The sequence below is a fragment of the Pseudalkalibacillus decolorationis genome, assembly GCF_024609785.1.
Lineage (GTDB): Bacteria > Bacillota > Bacilli > Bacillales > Fictibacillaceae > Pseudalkalibacillus > Pseudalkalibacillus decolorationis.
Window position 1 is genome coordinate 83,065 of the sequence record NZ_JANHJQ010000002.1, and the last position, 17,222, is coordinate 100,286.

At 37.0% G+C, this 17,222-nt stretch carries 16 protein-coding genes, 1 pseudogene and 1 other annotated feature; of the genes and pseudogenes, 3 read left to right on the plus strand and 14 right to left on the minus strand.

Annotated elements, in window-relative coordinates:
• Nucleotides 1-29: 29 nt before the first annotated feature.
• Complete coding sequence (locus tag NON16_RS02335) at nucleotides 30-863, minus strand: histidine racemase CntK family protein (protein WP_257346771.1); 834 nt, start codon at nucleotides 861-863, stop codon at nucleotides 30-32.
• A gap of 113 nt (nucleotides 864-976) precedes the next feature.
• Between NON16_RS02335 and NON16_RS02340 the strand changes: the two are divergent.
• Nucleotides 977-1,291: pseudogene (locus NON16_RS02340) on the plus strand (Tn3 family transposase); the annotation flags it as partial.
• Nucleotides 1,292-1,592: 301 nt separating this feature from the next.
• Here the strand turns inward: NON16_RS02340 and NON16_RS02345 are convergent.
• Complete coding sequence (locus NON16_RS02345; protein WP_257346773.1) at nucleotides 1,593-2,159, minus strand: LAGLIDADG family homing endonuclease; 567 nt, start codon at nucleotides 2,157-2,159, stop codon at nucleotides 1,593-1,595.
• A 629-nt stretch (nucleotides 2,160-2,788) separates the two neighbouring features.
• On the opposite strand from NON16_RS02345, the gene NON16_RS02350 reads away from it, so the two are divergent.
• Nucleotides 2,789-2,986, plus strand: a complete 198-nt coding sequence (locus tag NON16_RS02350; RefSeq protein WP_257346775.1) for a hypothetical protein — start codon at nucleotides 2,789-2,791, stop codon at nucleotides 2,984-2,986.
• Nucleotides 2,987-3,614: 628 nt separating this feature from the next.
• Here NON16_RS02350 and NON16_RS02355 read toward each other — a convergent pair.
• From NON16_RS02355 to NON16_RS02365, 3 genes are all read right to left on the minus strand, one after another.
• On the minus strand, nucleotides 3,615-5,099 hold the full coding sequence (locus NON16_RS02355) for a sodium:solute symporter family protein (protein ID WP_257346777.1): 1,485 nt from the start codon (nucleotides 5,097-5,099) through the stop codon (nucleotides 3,615-3,617).
• 1 nt (nucleotide 5,100) lies between these two features.
• Nucleotides 5,101-5,283 (minus strand): hypothetical protein, encoded by a 183-nt coding sequence (locus NON16_RS02360; protein ID WP_257346779.1) that lies wholly within the window; start codon nucleotides 5,281-5,283, stop codon nucleotides 5,101-5,103.
• A 260-nt stretch (nucleotides 5,284-5,543) separates the two neighbouring features.
• Nucleotides 5,544-6,473, minus strand: a complete 930-nt coding sequence (locus NON16_RS02365; protein ID WP_257346781.1) for an SDR family oxidoreductase — start codon at nucleotides 6,471-6,473, stop codon at nucleotides 5,544-5,546.
• 588 nt (nucleotides 6,474-7,061) lie between these two features.
• Here NON16_RS02365 and NON16_RS02370 point away from each other — a divergent pair.
• Nucleotides 7,062-7,631, plus strand: a complete 570-nt coding sequence (locus NON16_RS02370; RefSeq protein WP_257346783.1) for a uracil-DNA glycosylase — start codon at nucleotides 7,062-7,064, stop codon at nucleotides 7,629-7,631.
• A 9-nt stretch (nucleotides 7,632-7,640) separates the two neighbouring features.
• Here NON16_RS02370 and NON16_RS02375 read toward each other — a convergent pair whose 3' ends face one another.
• From NON16_RS02375 to NON16_RS02415, 9 genes are all read right to left on the minus strand, one after another.
• Nucleotides 7,641-10,235 carry a YfhO family protein gene (locus tag NON16_RS02375; RefSeq protein WP_257346784.1) on the minus strand — a complete coding sequence of 865 codons (2,595 nt, stop codon included), beginning with the start codon at nucleotides 10,233-10,235 and terminating at the stop codon, nucleotides 7,641-7,643.
• Nucleotides 10,236-10,247: 12 nt separating this feature from the next.
• The gene (locus NON16_RS02380) at nucleotides 10,248-10,622 is read right to left on the minus strand and encodes a GtrA family protein (RefSeq protein ID WP_257346786.1); all 375 of its coding nucleotides are present in this window, start codon (nucleotides 10,620-10,622) and stop codon (nucleotides 10,248-10,250) included.
• Nucleotides 10,570-11,562, minus strand: coding sequence for a glycosyltransferase family 2 protein (locus tag NON16_RS02385; protein ID WP_257346787.1), 993 nt, complete (start codon nucleotides 11,560-11,562; stop codon nucleotides 10,570-10,572). The genes NON16_RS02380 and NON16_RS02385 overlap by 53 nt, the downstream gene beginning before the upstream one ends.
• A 219-nt stretch (nucleotides 11,563-11,781) precedes the next feature.
• Nucleotides 11,782-12,627, minus strand: coding sequence for a protein-glutamine gamma-glutamyltransferase (locus tag NON16_RS02390; protein ID WP_257346789.1), 846 nt, complete (start codon nucleotides 12,625-12,627; stop codon nucleotides 11,782-11,784).
• A gap of 241 nt (nucleotides 12,628-12,868) precedes the next feature.
• Nucleotides 12,869-13,186, minus strand: coding sequence for a hypothetical protein (locus tag NON16_RS02395; RefSeq protein ID WP_257346791.1), 318 nt, complete (start codon nucleotides 13,184-13,186; stop codon nucleotides 12,869-12,871).
• Nucleotides 13,187-13,304: 118 nt separating this feature from the next.
• Nucleotides 13,305-14,429: a glutamate 5-kinase gene (proB, locus tag NON16_RS02400; RefSeq protein ID WP_257346792.1), complete on the minus strand. Its 1,125-nt coding sequence runs from the start codon at nucleotides 14,427-14,429 to the stop codon at nucleotides 13,305-13,307.
• A 96-nt stretch (nucleotides 14,430-14,525) separates the two neighbouring features.
• Nucleotides 14,526-14,751, minus strand: a binding site (T-box leader).
• A 187-nt stretch (nucleotides 14,752-14,938) separates the two neighbouring features.
• Nucleotides 14,939-15,202: a hypothetical protein gene (locus NON16_RS02405; RefSeq protein ID WP_257346794.1), complete on the minus strand. Its 264-nt coding sequence runs from the start codon at nucleotides 15,200-15,202 to the stop codon at nucleotides 14,939-14,941.
• Between the two features lie 248 nt (nucleotides 15,203-15,450).
• Nucleotides 15,451-15,702: a biotin/lipoyl attachment domain-containing protein gene (locus NON16_RS02410; protein WP_257346796.1), complete on the minus strand. Its 252-nt coding sequence runs from the start codon at nucleotides 15,700-15,702 to the stop codon at nucleotides 15,451-15,453.
• Nucleotides 15,703-15,926: 224 nt separating this feature from the next.
• Complete coding sequence (locus NON16_RS02415; protein WP_257346798.1) at nucleotides 15,927-17,219, minus strand: Glu/Leu/Phe/Val family dehydrogenase; 1,293 nt, start codon at nucleotides 17,217-17,219, stop codon at nucleotides 15,927-15,929.
• Nucleotides 17,220-17,222 lie beyond the last annotated feature (3 nt).

The following is a 17,222-nucleotide window of genomic DNA, read 5'->3' on the forward strand; positions in this document are numbered from 1 at the left end:
ATTTATTCCACTCCAATAATATGTAATAGTTAAACATCTATAAAAGCTTTACCTTGTGCCACTATTCCAACAGACCCTTCAATCTTAAGACTTTCCAACGCTTCATCATAACAGCTAGCAATTACAGTAATAGTCCCACCAGGCTGCCTTATTTTCGCAACAATCTCTCCTTTATTCTTCCATGCAAGATACGCTCCTAAGGAGGCTGTTCCTGAACCACATCCCCTTTCCCATATCAAACTATCTAGATGTGGGACATAAATGAGGGGAGCCAATTCGTCAGATTTCGTTTTATACAATAAAATGCCGATCAAGTTAGCACCTATAGTTACTCCAAGCAACTTTGCTAATGATTCTGCTTTTTCTCTTATTGACTTATCAAATTCCTCCACTTCTATGACAATATGTATAAACTCCTGGTATCTCACTATGATTATATTTAAATTACTGCCATCATACTTTATTGCTCTGTGTTCTATCTTTTTAGGAGTAGGCATCGTTACTTGGCAGTAATATTCATCTATATTTCTTTTTACTTGACCTATTATTAATTGATCTGTACCTGAAACTTCCATTAAGACTTCCGTTATTTCATTTTGCTTTAGTCCTTTTTCAGAAGCAATAAAAGCTGCCAATGCCATACAAGCATTTCCACAAAACTCACCTCCAGCCATCTGTAGATGTGCAGCAGCTTTATTATTAATCGGTTCTTCTATAAAGCCTACTTGTTCAGCATGCACGCTTTCATATGACATAATTTTTGAAGCAACGTGCTTATACTCCTCAACTGGATCCTTAGTTTTAACAAGAATTGTCATATTTTGTGTTGGATTAAATTTTATAAAATCTATTTCCTCTCTCATCAGACCTCCCCTTTACACTTATACTTTTATTTTTCTTCATATAAATAAATCGTAATCGTTACGATTTATTTGATACTAAATGAATTATAGCATGTTACTGGATAGTGTCAATAAAAGTGTCCGGTTCGCTTATCATGGGGAAATTAGGATCCTATACAAGGCAAAATAAATTTAGTTACTGCTTTACGTGAAATGGGAGGAATCGAAAAGACTATTTGCGATTATATATCTAACCAAGACCATTCAACGAGGGTTAAATAAAGGGTGAAGCGATGAACGGGTTTGCCAGAGCTTATTCTTTTTGGAAAAGAGGATTGCAAGAACAGCTTCAACGACAGCCAGTGCTTTTAAACATTATAATTAACGCCATTAGCGTATGGAACACTGTATATCTTACTGAAGCTACAAAATTGCTTAAAGAAAAAGGGCATATATGTATATGACGATTACTTAATTTGACCTTAAAGATTCGTTGTATTTTAAAACAGTAGTTTTTTACATAATATTAAACAGAAAATGTAATTCACTGTAGGTTATGTATAAACTTTGGTTTCAATTATTGCTTATGTATAAACTTTTGATTCATGATAAAAATGAACCAAAAGTTTATACATAAATTCAAATTCCTTTACTATCAAGCCTTAAGAGATTTTTTTTAGTATATGGAATTGGTTCATTGTACATTAGTTTTTTCTTCTTGTAAGGAAACAATAAATTCTAAGGAACCGCTTACGATAGTATAGTATATCCTTTATAATTAATGTTTCCATCTCCATCAAAATAGCCACGTACAAAATGACTCATGAATTGTTCAGGAACATGCGGAAACAAAACGTTGTTCGATTTCTTAAGCCCTATCCCATGAATTCCCATTAAATCGTCTTTTATGATTTTACTATGAAGATTCAACATATAAACTCCTGTTTGTTCATTTCTTATAAAGGGATGATTGGACTCCAACTCATCTCTTATTTTTTCTAAGATATACCTTTCTTTTTGAGCGAATGATACCGTTTGCATGTTGCTTGCGATAAATCCATCTGCTGTAAAAAAGCCCAAAATATAAGCCATATTTTTTGACCAGGTTTTAAAATAGTCTTCATTCAAATGGTATTTACGCTTCCAATGTCCTCGTGGTCTTCGTTTCACATTGTTTGCTGCTAAAACTTGATTTACATATCCAGTTGACACATTTGCAAAATGACTAATTTCTTTAGTACTGTGACCTTCTTCATACATCTTTACCATATCATCAATCTCCATCGTTCTTTTACTTATTTTCCCCTTGGTAGCCACTAACCATCATCCCTTCTCTATTATTCCTTAAGTTCAATTATACGAACAAATGTTCCGATTGACAACTACTTTTATTTTATCAAGGCATGATCATAGTCGGACTAGAAGATTTTAGGTATTAGTTTTATAGGTTTTTATAGTTCAGGGAATCAGATACTCATATATTCACCTCTTTTAAGTTCTAGTTCGTTTAAACAATGCTATTTCGAAAAGTCATTAATTGAGTCGGGAAATGGACGTTCAAATCCGTGTTCTGAGTCGGCATCCGGGAGAACCTTTTATACATCGACGAAGGAAAATCCCCGCCTTTTCCCCGTGTGAAACGTGATAGTAAGGAATGGTATAAACGTTATGTGTTACGTACTGGGGTCGAGCGTTGTATCAAACGCCCAAAAGTGGATTATCATTTAGAGGATTCGAAAGGACGTAGTTCAAGACATTGGACCATTCGATCATATTGCATCGGTGTGTCATCAATGGTTGAGTAGTTCAATTTTTACTTTTTTCTTTTTCGGCTTTTTCTTACATAACTTCTGATGATTACTATTCCCATATATTTGGTTGTTAACTTATACCAAATACGGATGGCCGCATATCCTAAATTGACACTTAAATTGGGAGGATTTTTAATGCATTTGGATCAAACACTTAAGGATCTTTTAACAAAGGCAAGTTTATTCGGATTACTCGCTAAAAGGTACGAGTATGTTGACCCCCAAAAACATATGTATTATTATCAAAAACATTTTTACTACGTAATGAAGGTTGAACAACATTACATGATGCTGGAAAATCAAATGGCACCTAGTCAATGTCATAACTATTAGTTTTAAAAAATATCCTATCGTTTTTATAAGTCAGGGAATCATAACCCCTGACTTTTTGTAAAAATAAAGATAGTTCTTATCGTATCTTGGCATCTATTTCAAGTAAGGTTTGAATAACCTTTTTCTTATTCATTCTTTTCTCTTTACGACAAGAATTGCAGTGTAGTAGTATATTGCCTTTTTCATAAAAGTCTTTTATGGGTAAATAATTACTGCATAAATAGCATTGTTGAAACTTGTTAATAAACATAATGTCATTTCCCCTTTTGGTTGAAAAATAATTATTATCATAAGTCTTCTCATTACAGAACTGGGTGGTACAGGCTCGCTCGGGTTTCCGTCAGTTAGTTTTTAATCCGAACAATGAGCCAAACGAAACTCAAAGCCATCCGTAAACTGATGGCTTTGAGTTTCGTTCGAAAAATGCAATAGTAATTTTAACAAGGAGGATACAGATCCTAGTATACCCTTACACCTTCTTTTTATCGTTTGTAAGACAATGAAGAAATATACATCCTGAGGAAATACATAATTTTTTGTTTTATATATTACATCATAGCTAAAAATAATAAACATCATAATGAAAAGATGTGACCCCAAGTTTTGGAACCACACCTCCATCAAATCCTTATTTTATACTGTCATTATCATTCGACCTTTGATGGTCTTTTATTACATTTACAAATTCTAAGGCTTTTTGGTGATTTGGTTTTGTAAATAAACTTACTCCTGCAAATAATACGGTTGAAACAAACAGCCCCCATATCCCCGAGGCTAATCCGAGCGGCTTTGATCCGGTAAACTCTAATATTAAAACTAGAAAACCGGCTGTTATTACACTTATTAAGACTCCTGTAGAGGTACCTCTTTTCCAAAAAAATGCTCCAAAAATAGCTGGGACAGTTACGATTAAGCCGGCTGATGAGGCAACTGACAGAACGGCAATCAAATCAAGGTTCAATTGCGCAAAGCCAAGTGCCAAAACCGCAATCACCGGAATAACAATTTTACCAATTAAGAGTTGTTTCTTGTCATCTGGTCGATGTTTCATATTCCCATACACATCTCTTGCAAATAGTGAAGACAACGTTAACATAATCGAATCGATTGTGGAAACTGCAGCTGCTAGTATACCTATCATTACAATCGCGCCGAGAACCGGAGGAACGAGGTTCGACGACAATAAACGAGGTGTCGCAAGGTCTGCAGTTGGAAGATCGGGAAACATAATTAATGCGGAAAATCCCCATAGTACTGAGACGATTGTGTAAATAAAACCGAAAATCAGAAATCCTAACAGCATTCTTCGTAAGCTTTTTAATGAAGAAGGCATAAACATGCGCTGGCTGACCTGTGGATTCGATATACTAAAGAAGAACCAGGGTAACGTGAGCCCTAAAAAAGTTAGAAAGTTAAAATAACCGTTTCCAGGTACGCTTAACTTATTTGAATGATTCGTTTCTAACGTATGAAAAAACTCCCCGAAGCCACCTAGTCCATTAATAATCAATAACACGACAATCGTTGAAGTAATCACCATAATAATAGCTTGTAAAGAGTCCGTCCACATAACTGAACGAATCCCTGCTATGAATGAAAATATTATCGCCAGAACTGTCGCAATTATAACGCCTGTCGAAAAAGATATCGCTTGATTGGTCATCCCTTGTAAAAGGTAACCGACACCAACCAACTGTACGGCACTGTATGGGATTAGAAACAGACAGCTCGCGCTTGAAATGACAACAGCTACCCCTCGGTTTCCATACCGATCAGCGAGCATTTCTGAAGGAGTTACATACCCGTATTTTTTCCCAACCAACCAGTAACGCGGGCCAAAAATCGCAACGAGGGAAACTCCTATAAAATAAACTACCTCAAATCCTAGAGCCCCGACTCCCCCTTTATATGTCAATCCGGCGAGTCCAACCATCATGAACGCACTATATGTTGTCGCGCTGTAGCTTAACGCTGAAACAAATCCGTTCATTCCCCGGTTTCCTAAAAAGTAGCCCGTCATATCAGACATATTTCCACTTCTTGATAAATAAGCAATAATTAATGACAAAAAAACATAGACCGCCAGTCCTAACCATACTAACATCGTGTCCATACTACTTCTCCCAACCCTTTGTGATAGCCCAATTTGCGAAAATTGCAAGCAGAGCAATGATTCCCCATAATAAAAAACTTCCATACCACATCTTTACCTCTGTAAGAATTGTATAAGGCAGAATATACGCCAGTAAGATTAAAAAAACTATAAAGGAAACCCCTAAAAAAGTACTTCGTTTCACTACTAACTAACCTCCATATTTTCTAATATATAATACCAACACTTCAATTGTTTTCTTTTCCAAGTTTGTTTACATGATTTCATTATACATATGAAAATTCATGTGTAAAGACATGTGATAACTACTAATTTAGCACACATCAAAAAATACTTTCGATTATGTATCTTTACCTAATAAACTAACGAAAAAAAGAGATTTCTCCAGGTGTACAAGAAATCAACTTTTTTAAATGATAATAAATTGTATAGTATTGCTTGGCACTAGGATGACGTCCATTCCCCGCCATTAACATGAAGTGTTTGCCCGGTTACAAAACGTGAGTCATCAGAGGCTAGATAAACATAGGTAGGTGCAAGTTCAAATGGCTGCCCTTGACGCTCCATTGGATTATCTACTTGTGTAACTTGGTCTGCAGAGAAACTTGCGGGGATCAGAGGCGTCCAAACTCGTCCGGGGGCAACAGCGTTTACTCGGATGCCTTGGTCTACTACATTGTTAGCCAACGCACGGGTGAAACCGACGATAGCCCCTTTAGTTGCTGTGTAATCTATCAATTGTTTATTCCCTACATATGTCACAACGGAGGCTGTATTAATAATGGAACTGCCTGCTTTTAAGTACGGAAGGGCTGCTCGGGTTGTGTAGAAATGAGAATAGATGTTGACCTTAAAGGTATCATCGAACTGCTCATCAGTAATGTCAAGCAAGCTTAATTGCTGAAACTGGATCCCGACATGGTTACAAAGAATATGGAGTTGCTCAAATGTTTGGATGGTTTGTTCCACGATATCAATACATTGCTGTTTTTCTCTTAAGTCACCTGGCAATAATAAACAACGCTGTCCAAGTTCTTCAATTCTCGTCTTGGTTCGGTTCGCATCTTCATGTTCATCTAAATACGCAATGGCGACATCCGCACCTTCTTTAGCAAATGCGATCGCCGTTGCTGCACCAATCCCACTATCACCGCCCGTGATAAGTGCGACCTTTTCTGTTAGTTTCCCGCTTCCTCTATAGTTCGGGTTTTCAATGATCGGCATCGGAACCATCCATTTTTCTACACCAGGCTGACGGAATTGGCGTTGTTCAGGTACAGTGATTGGAATCTCTTGATAGCGCGTTATTTTTCCGTCATTGGGATACATAGGATAATTTTGATCAGCTGGCTTTTTTTGATTTACCTGCGACATGGATAACCTCCTAGAAAGAGAATATTTGGTTTACTTTATGTTAATTAGGCTAATATCGTGCAAATTCATAATTATCAATGAAACACCATGATTGGTACGTGCTCCTTGCTGTTGCGGTTGAATAAACTAAAGGAGAAAAAGGCCCTAAGGAGGTTTCTATATGAAATATTATTTTAATCAAGAAGTCAAATTGCTGTTGATCAATCATTCTAATGAAAAAGTAGAGATGTTATATGATTCTAATCCAAATACGTTGAAAATGCCCAAAATAGGACCCCGACCACCTTATTACTGTAATCCACGATACGAGCAGTATTATCCTATTATTTAGTTGGACTCAGGTATACTCTCATCTGCCTCAAAAAATCCAGAAATATAACTTAACGTGCTCTAAAAAACGAGTTCTACAGCCTAAATGTTGTGAAGTAGAATAAAAACCATAAGGGAGTCAGCGTTTGTACACATGTTGGTATTTTAGGAAATAAATACCAAATATGAATAGTATCTTATTTTCCAAGGGAACATAGTTTTGTATCTACGTTAATAATGAATCAAAATTCAAAAATTCTTTAATGGAGATGAAGATAATTGGAATTTTGCCCCTCTATTTGGTCAGAAGAAACAGCTCCTAAAAGCATGAGCGATTGTAGAGAGTGTGGACTTTATCGTCATGGTTCCAGGATGGTCTGGGGTGAAGGTAATCCTAATGCCCCTATCATGATTATTCTTGATAACCCAGGTGCAAGAGAAGGTCGAGACAAAACCCCATTTGTTTGTGGGACAAGACAAACAATGCAACATACTGCCTTTAGGGTTGGTTTGACTTCAGACGATTTATACGTAACTTACATATTAAAACGAAAGCCTACACGGTCTTATAATAAAGACCATGTACGCAAAATCTGTATAGAACACCTTTACGAACAACTAGTAGTAAAGCAACCTAAACTTATACTCTGCTTAGGAAATGTAGCTGTACAAGCATTTTTCCAGAATGATGAAGTCGATGTAAAAACGTTACGTGGCTCTTGGCATGAAGTCAATGGGTTCAAAACAGCAGTCTCTTACCATCCTCTTGCGGTTAGGCGCCGTCCCAACTTACAATCTTTGTTTATAGAAGATTGGTCCTTGGTCACTCAACAATATTTTGGAATTTAAATCTTTGAATTATCTACCTCTTCTACTACGACGAGGGTAACGCCAAAGCAATACAAGAGCTAGTACGCTACTTATAATTGTCAGAGCTAAGGAAATTCTGAAATACGGTGGATAATAAACTAATTTAATCTCATTGATGCCCTCTTTTATCGGAAAACCTAGAAATGCATAATTCACTTTCTCTATCGATTGCTTTTCGTTGTTAATTGTAACCTCCCAACCTTTTTCAAAAGGGATCGGCAACATCATATAACGATTTTTGCTCTGATTGTTATAGGTAATCGTAAGTTTATTATGAATCCAGTTTATACGAGCTGTTTGAGTAGCGTTTTTTTTCACCATTTTTAACGTGCGATAATTCTCTTCATACAATGCCAGATCTTTCAGAATGTATTTTCCTTTTGGGAGGCGGATTTTGATTTTATCCGCTTTTGGAACACGAATTGTCAGATCGTCAACATAGGTTTTGTAGATGGATTGATTGGACTTTCGAGATGTTCTATAGTCATTTACCCTTAACGTAAACCCTTGATCTATTGCTAAATTTTCAAGGTGAAAACTGACGTAATAATCTTTCGTATCCAACTTGGGTTCATTAATGACTAGATTGATCCCTCCCTTGCTTTTTGTGACAGTTAGCTTATTGTTTTTAAATGAGGCACCCGCCGTTTCAATGGTAGTCTCATTTAATATATTTGGCACATTAGGTATTTCACCGTTAGAAGTGTGTGTGTTTGGTACGATAACTCCTTTTAACATGGCATGTTCTTTTTCTAGAATTGAGGAGTTTTCCATCTCCTTTTCTGTAAAAACGTGATCGGTCATACGAACGAATGGGAGTAAATTTGAATTTTGATATACGACATAGTTTTTTGATTCTAGGATCTTTTTGAAGCCATACGGAATATTAGCTGTATGTTTTTTTTCTGTCATCATATATTTTCCTTGGAACAGGCTATATAAGTTGGCACGCTTGCCAAGAGTAGCATACCGGCTTACACTTTCTCTTCCCATATCAATGTTCAAATCATGTAAGTAGAAAAAGAGCAGATTTTGGTTCAGAATACTTGAATAAGCACTCATACCGTTAAAGTCTTGAACGATGGGCGTATTATTCAGCCTACCAACCTTCCAATCAATCCGATAAAATGGATTAGATTCTCGATTTTTAATTTGCTTCAGTAATTGACGTTGTTCTTTTCCATTGTATTTATCACTGACTAAATAACCTTTTGACACTTGATTAACTTCGCCTACTCCAGAAATAGCATATTGGAAAACATTCGCAAAAAGGATGAATGTCAGTAAAACTCCTCCATGTAATACAACATGCCAAGTCTTGTTTTGTTTCCAAATGAAACAGAAGAATAAAGTAAGTGTTGCAAATACCAAGATGAATATTAAGATACTTGGCAAAGAAGTGATGCTCAATGTCTGATCCAATAAGCAAAAGGCAAGATAGGTCGTGATTACCCAAAGGCTGGATACCACGATTTCCTTTTTGTATATACGGTTTAAATGAGTTAAACCTGTGGCTACAGCACCGCCTATCGTAAATGATAATAGGTATTCCCAGCGGTATTGAGGCGCAGAAAATCCATTAAACGCGCTTGCCACCATCGGACTGAAATGAAGAAGAATAAAAAAGATGCTCATCGAAGTAAACAATTTAAAAGTTGGGAGTTTATAAAATGAAAATGTAAACAAAAAAAGTAAAAAAAGGGTAGGTACTATAATATAAGGACTTGTAAATAAAATATTATCCGAATGAAAAATTGGAATTGGTTTATTATATGGTGGCCGATGATTATTCAAAAAACCATAAACAGCGGGAATAAATGAAACTGCGCTAATCCCAAAACCGATTAGTCCACTGGTAACATATAATTTAAATTGTCTCCACCTGCTTGTTTCGTTCTCTTCCAATTGAATGAGCAATCGGAAAACAATATAAATTACAATGAAAATCAGATTGATATAAGCAAAATAAAAGTTATCAAATAGAGTCATCGCCACAGCGACAATCAACCATCCGAATCGTGCTTCACGGATGATTTTTTCTACGCCAAAAACAAGCAACGGTATCCAGAGCATCGCATCCGCAAAAAACTCCCAATACGTGACATGACGGAAATACATAACCGATAATCCGTACACGCTAGCCCCTGTAAACGCAGCTAACCAGTTACTCTTCATATATCGAAAAACAATTGTTGTCATAAAAATAATGAGTGTTAACCGGCCGATACTTATGAAAACTGCAGCCTTTGCCCAAAAAATAATATCTGCAGCACCAAGTAAATGAACAGATTGAAATAAAAAGACAACAGCTGAAGTTAAAATGAAAATAAAAGAAGTAGAAAAGTAAAAAGCTAATTGACTATATGTTCCTCCCCCCAACCCAAATTGGTAAGAGTAAAAAAGGTTACCTTTTGTATATTGCTCGTAAAGGAGTTTTTTAAATGTAACCATCTGTTGTAACCCATCATTTGGTCCAACCATGTAATGGTCCTGTGTCCACTCTTTCAAAAAGAATAGATGGGCAAGAACAGCAAGAACAACGCTACAGAATAAAAGAATGGAAAGGTTATGCTTTTTTCGCATATAAAATCCCCGTTATTTTTTTAAGATTTTCCCCGTTATAATAAAAGTAAGAGGAACTGTAATGAAAATGGACAAGATTGGAGCAATTGTACTATCAATTCGGAAATGCTCAACAAACAAATAAACAAAAAAGGATGATACTGCTATATTAAAGAGCTGTGTTAACGGAAATTGTAAAAATTTTGATAACGTCGGTCTCACTTTAAACGTAAAATAAGAATTTAAGAAAAAGGAAATGATTAAGCTGATTAAAAAACCGATGATATGAGCTACCATATAATTGATCTCTAAAATTTCATGTAAAAGTAAATAGGTAATGTAATAATTAATCGTATTAATGATCCCCACTACGATAAATCTTATAAATTCTTGACTGATTACCTTCATAACTTTCTCCACTTTTTATATTTGTTTCCTGAATAAGATAATGAGGACGTCGTTTGGTTTCATAATAAATCCTCCCGATATATTCACCAATGACACCTAAGCTGAGTAGCTGAACGCCACCAAGGAAAAGAACCGCAGAAATCGTTGTAAAGTAACCGGGTTCAACAATACCGTTTCTTATTATTAGAACCAAGTTGATGAAAATATAAACGATAGAGAGTAATAAAATAAGAGCCCCCGTGTAAAAGCATATTCTGAGGGGTCTATTATTAAAAGAAATGACACCATCTATTCCATAATTCAATAATTTAGAAAACGACCATTTGGTCTTTCCATTTTGCCGAGCGACATTATCATAATAAATGATTTTTTGATTTAAACCGATCCATGAAAAGAGTCCTTTTGAAAAACGATTGCCTTCATTTAACAATAAAAGCGCATCAACAGCTTTACGATTTAAAAGTCTAAAATCACCAACACCATCTCTTAAATCCACATCAACAACTTTATTGATGAAACAGTAGTACAGAGATGAAAGAAATGAACGAAGTCGATTATCCCCTTTTCGATTTCGCTGGGCAATGACTTGGTGATACCCTTCTTCGTATCCTTTGATAAACGGTTTTATTAAAGTACAAGGATGCTGTAAATCAGCGTCCATGACAATCACAGCTTCACCTTTAACATGTTGAAAACCTGCTAAAAGTGCCACTTCTTTTCCAAAATTTCTTGTGAAAGAAATATACTTTACTTTTGGATTGGATAACACCAGCTTTTTAATACGGAGTAACGTATCATCCGTACTTCCATCATTAATAAAAAGAATTTCATAATCATAATTAATGTCTGCAAATTCTTTGTCCAACGCTTTATAAATAAGTTCGATATTATTTGCTTCATTAAAAGAGGGAATAATAATGGAAATGACACGGGATTTCATTAATGCACCTTCTTTTATTGGAATTGACCAGTAACAAAAGACCAGCTTTTATAGATTAGTTTGGACAAGATTTCTATATTTATTAGTTTATCGACAACTTCATATACATTTGTTCGCCACCTCTCTTATTAAGGAATAACAATGTTCTTTTCACACTAAAGAAGGGCTGACCCTTAAAGCCGGTTTTTACCGACTTATGGATCAGCCCCTTTGTATAGATCACCGATGGTATATCTTATTTAAATAGAACAAATATCGATCACATGAAATCGAACTTTCGTTATGGTGGATTGCGATATGTTGAAGTTTATAAGCTCTATAACCTCGTAACAGCCTTGAAAATTTAGCCAAATGTTTAAATGACGGTCTTACGACTAAATCTGTCAAATAGGCTGATTGAGTACTCCCTTGTTTTCTTTGTTTATTCAGAGCCTGGATCATTTGTTCCGCAGTTCTTATTCCTAGTCCATGTCCAAAATACGTACCATCTCCGAGAAAAACCGCATTTTCACCTCTCCACCAAGAAGTTTGCGGATTAAAGTCTGGATTAGTAAAATAGACAACATCTCCAGGTAAAAAGTGTTCTGTATAAATGGTGTGTATTCCGAGATCAGGATCGAAATTCCAGCTATATAAATAGATGTTTCGGAATAATTGATTAAAAAAATAGTCACCTATACTGTTTAGGACTGCATGGTAATAAATAATCATCTTTGCCGTTGCACACTCAAACGCATATTGTGAACTATTCCTGTAAATGTCTTGAATCGCATCAGATGGTTTAACGTCACGACGCAGTTGGAATCCTCCGGCATCCGTCAAATGCCAGTATTCGTGATTGCAGCGTGATTGCTCAAACACTTCAAACTTGGCATTACCTTGATACATAGCTCTTGCACTTAATATGATGTTTTTTCGTAACTTGACCTCAAACAATAATTCATTGATGGATTGATACGAATATATGACCGGATTGCCTTGCATTCGATCAATAATCATACTTTCAATACTACCAGACGGCCACTCGCCATTTTGTTGAAAAGGAATCCCCGATAGTTGTATCATACTATACCTCATTCGAGTTTAAATTTCATTTGTATTATTACCTAGTGTATTCGAGCTTGGGTTTAATGTGTATGTAACAAATAAAAACAATCCCAAACGGGTTTGACCAGATAACAAAAGTGGTCAAACCCTTGATGTGTAAATAGTACATGAATCAATCCTTGTCAAAAAGGCAAAAGTTCGTCGGCCCCTTACATCATTTTAATTTATAGTACATTCTTTAATCATAGGGATTCTCTTGTTAGTCAAAATCCTTTAACCAAATTTTATATTTTTCTTTTTCCTCTTCAGTTAATAGATTTAAATCTTTTTTGGCTTGAAATATGAGAAATTCATTATTCCATCCATCATAATTAAACTTAGACCAAATCTTTTGATTTAACTTATGAAATTCATGAATATGCTCTGTTAACTCATAGTACGGCAATTTTCCGTTATTCCACTTCTGAAAGTTTTCAAATAAAGGATCTAATGCATCTTCAGTTATTTTTTGATGATATAACTCCACAATTTCTCTATCTCTTTTTCTTTCTTCTTTTGACTTTTTTCTTTGAATCATATGATCATTTTCACCCTCTAGCTTTTCAACGTATAAAAAAAAGTATATCGTACTATTTCAATTATAAAATTACAGATCGAGTTAATCGAGTTTCATCTTTAAAATAAAATGCGTTCACTCATACGAACAGCTCCTTCATGGTTAGTACGAAGTGATCACGATGAATGGCCTCTGGCCGTTTTCCTCCGGTTGTTATCATCGCTTCTCCACTTGCCATTCCTTTCATAATTTCTAATTCTGATGAGGAGTAATTGATTTGGCCTTTCCCTATTACACTACCTTTTGGATTGGTGATTTCAACGACATCTCCCACTTCAAATGACCCGCTGATTTGTTTAATTCCGGCAGGTAAAAGACTCTTTCCATTCGTTAGAATTGCGGAGACAGCACCTTCATCTATTTGAACCTTCCCTGAAACTTGGGAATGAAGCGCGAGCCATTGTTTCGTTTTCTTTACTATGTGAGTGGACGAATTCCCAATATACGTTCCATCCCCTTTGCCATCCAAAATATCAACCAATTTATCTGGCCCTGAACCGGTTCCGACAAAAGCATTAACACCAAGTGATAATGCCATTTGGGCTGCTATTAATTTGGACTTCATCCCTCCTGTACCAAATTTTGAACCAGAGGTACTTTTTGTTTGCTGTAAGAGTTCTTCAGTAATTTCAGGAAGGAAATCATAGCGTTCTGCCAGTGGATTAACCCTTGGATCTTCCTGGTACAATCCGTTGATATCCGTCAATAAAATTAAAAAGTCTGCGTGGACTAGGCCGCTGACCAGTGCGGAGAGCATGTCATTATCACCGAACGTCAGTTCATCAATCGCAACCGAATCGTTTTCATTGATAATCGGCAGAACAGATCGTTTTATCAATTCGGATAGGACGGCATAAGCATTGCTATATTGTTCTTTATTCGTAAAGTCATTTTTCGTTAACAGCAATTGAGCGGTGACAATCCCATATTGATTGAAAGTTTCAATATAAGACTGGACGAGTCGTCCCTGCCCCACAGCAGCAGCTGCTTGTTTTCCTGAGGTGGTAACGGGGCGTGCTGGATAACCGAGTTCACGAAAACCAGCCGATACTGCCCCAGAGGAAACCAATAGGACTTCATGTCCTCGTTTGATTAGTTGTGCTAATGCTTCCGTATGCTCAGTCAGTTTTTTATCACTGAGCCCACCAATTGTATTGGTTAAGGAACTGCTCCCAATTTTGACGACCACTCGCTTTTTTACCACCTTTTAATCACCCTTTCTTCATTCAACCACTCTATTGCTTTAACAAAATTGTAAATACATATAAAAAAGCTCTCTCCATCTTCTGCAATCAACTTGCAAAAGGACGGAGAGAACTTGTGATCCGCGGTACCACCTTGCTTGGCATCATCATCCCTAGATGCCCACTCTAATTCCCGTAACGAGGAAAAACGGTCCGGTTATTCGCCAAACAGTTCAAGGGATAGGTTCAATAGCTTGTAAACGATGGAATCTTCCAGCCGATGAATTCCACTCTCTTTCATCCCAAAAGCAGCTATTTACTCGTCCCTGTCAACACCGATCATATAAAATTAAATTTTATTATGATCGATGTCATACATTATGTCAATGGGTTTAATCATCCACTATAAAATTGCACCTCATGGTTTCCATCTAACGTTAATTAGAAAAGACAAAAACATTTAGTTTTTTAACGGAGTGACTCATAGGGGCTTGACTCCGTGCTTTTGAGTCATACTCGAATAGCGTGGTTACCACCCATATCCGTATCCATATGGGTAATATGGATATGGACGAAACAGCGTTATGCCAGCTATCGTACCCAGACCTAAACCTAATAGTCCAGCACCCAAAACCGGAAAGAAACGTTCCTCTCTTTCTTGTAAAGGTTGTAAATAAACATTCTCAGCATCGACATTTTTAATAACACCTTTATAGACTCTATTGTCTTGAGTTGTAATTACAACCGTATTTTCGATGTGTTGGACACATAGTTTATAAAAATACTCCTTCAAAAGGTGACCTCCCTAGGATTCAGTCTATTATGTTCTTTCTATAATATGAATTTCATGCTTATTTGCTAAAGCGAATAATTTCGTTGTTAAACAGTGTTTTAAATTTGCTAAAAGACAAACAAACCCACTCCATAAAGGCGGGTTTGTTGAGTTCTTCCTTTTTAATTCAAATACATTCCAACCCCTGGTCCAAGTGGAATCCCTAGTAATGCGAAAGCAATCAACAGGAACTCCCCCAGCCAAATAGTTCAATCGCTTCCGGTAATCCTCAAATCATCTCGCACTGTCAATAATACCGTCTCAGGATACACTTCCTGACCTTCCGCAATTTCCACTGAGATGATAGAACCACTAACACCGATCGATATCTCTTCTGTTTCTTCACTGGTTCTGATCAAGAACAGCGTTTCCCATTCGTATACATAAGAACTTTCGTTCACAAAAACCTTTTCTACGATACCATTACATGGACTAAAAACGGTTTGAAAGATTTCCTTCACGATTTCACCTTTCCTTATGAAAAATTATTTTAATGAGTAAAGAAAGTATAAAAGTTTGCGGCATGGATGTAATGTCCAGCTTCAGCGCCCAACCACTTGGATCACTTCAGGCCTCCTGCGGCGGCAACAGCCTCCTCGTCGGTCTTCCAGTGACCTTCGTGGCTAAGCAGGGCGCTTGCGCTTTTCTTATTGAGGATACTCCTGTGTAATTCTAGTAGTTCGTGTTATACCCAGCCTCTGAATCTTGAAGCTTCCGCCATTTTTCGAATGCCGATTATATAGGCGGCAAGGCGCATATCAACCTGATGTTTTTGGGCTGCCGAATATACTTTCCTAAAAGCATCCACGATAACTTGACGCAGCTTTGTTGAAACTTCCTCCTCGGTCCAATAGTAGCCTTGATTATTTTGTACCCATTCAAAATAGGATACTGTAACGCCTCCTGAGCTTGCAAGAACATCTGGAACAAGAAGAATTCCGCGTTTAGTCAAAATTTTGGTCGCTTCAAGCGTAGTCGGACCATTGGCAGCTTCAACGACAATTGATGCTTTGATATTCGAGGCATTTTCAATTGTAATTTGATTGGAAATGGCAGCAGGAACAAGGATATCGCAATCCTTTTCAAGCAGTTCATTATTTGTGATCGTTGATTTGAACAATTTGGTTACAGTCCCGAAACTATCACGACGATCCAGTAAATAATCGATGTCAAGACCGACGGGATCATAAAGTGCACCGTATGCATCAGAAACCCCTACCACTTTTGCACCCGCATTATGCATGAATTTGGCCAAGAAACTGCCTGCATTCCCGAATCCCTGAACAATGACACGGGCACCTTGTAATTCAATTCCTTTTTGTTTGGCCGATTCTTCCACACAAATTGTGACACCTCTTGCTGTTGCCGTTTCACGACCGTGTGAACCACCAAGGACGACCGGCTTTCCGGTAATGAAGCCTGGAGAATCGAACTCCCGGATCCGACTGTATTCGTCCATCATCCAAGCCATTATTTGTGAGTTTGTAAACACATCTGGAGCTGGAATGTCTTTTGTCGGTCCGACCACTTGGCTGATTGCACGTACGTATCCGCGGCTTAAACCTTCTAGTTCACGGAAAGACATTTCTCTTGGATCACAAATGATCCCTCCCTTTCCTCCGCCGTATGGCAAGTCAACAATCCCGCATTTTAGACTCATCCACATCGATAAAGCCTTGACTTCTTCTTCATTGACTTCTGGGTGAAACCTGACACCGCCTTTTGTAGGACCGACAGCATCATTATGTTGAGAACGGTAACCAGTGAAAATTTTTGTTGAACCGTCATCCATCCGGACCGGGATGCGCACGGTCAACATTCTAAGCGGTTCTTTTAATAGTTCATAGCATTCTTCAGAATAACCCAAGTTGCCCAATGCTTCTTTGATTACTTTTTGAGTTGATAGAAATAGATTAAGAGATTCTTTTTCTTGGCGGTTTTGCCCTTGTTTACGATCAAGTACTAGTGTTGTTCGCATAGG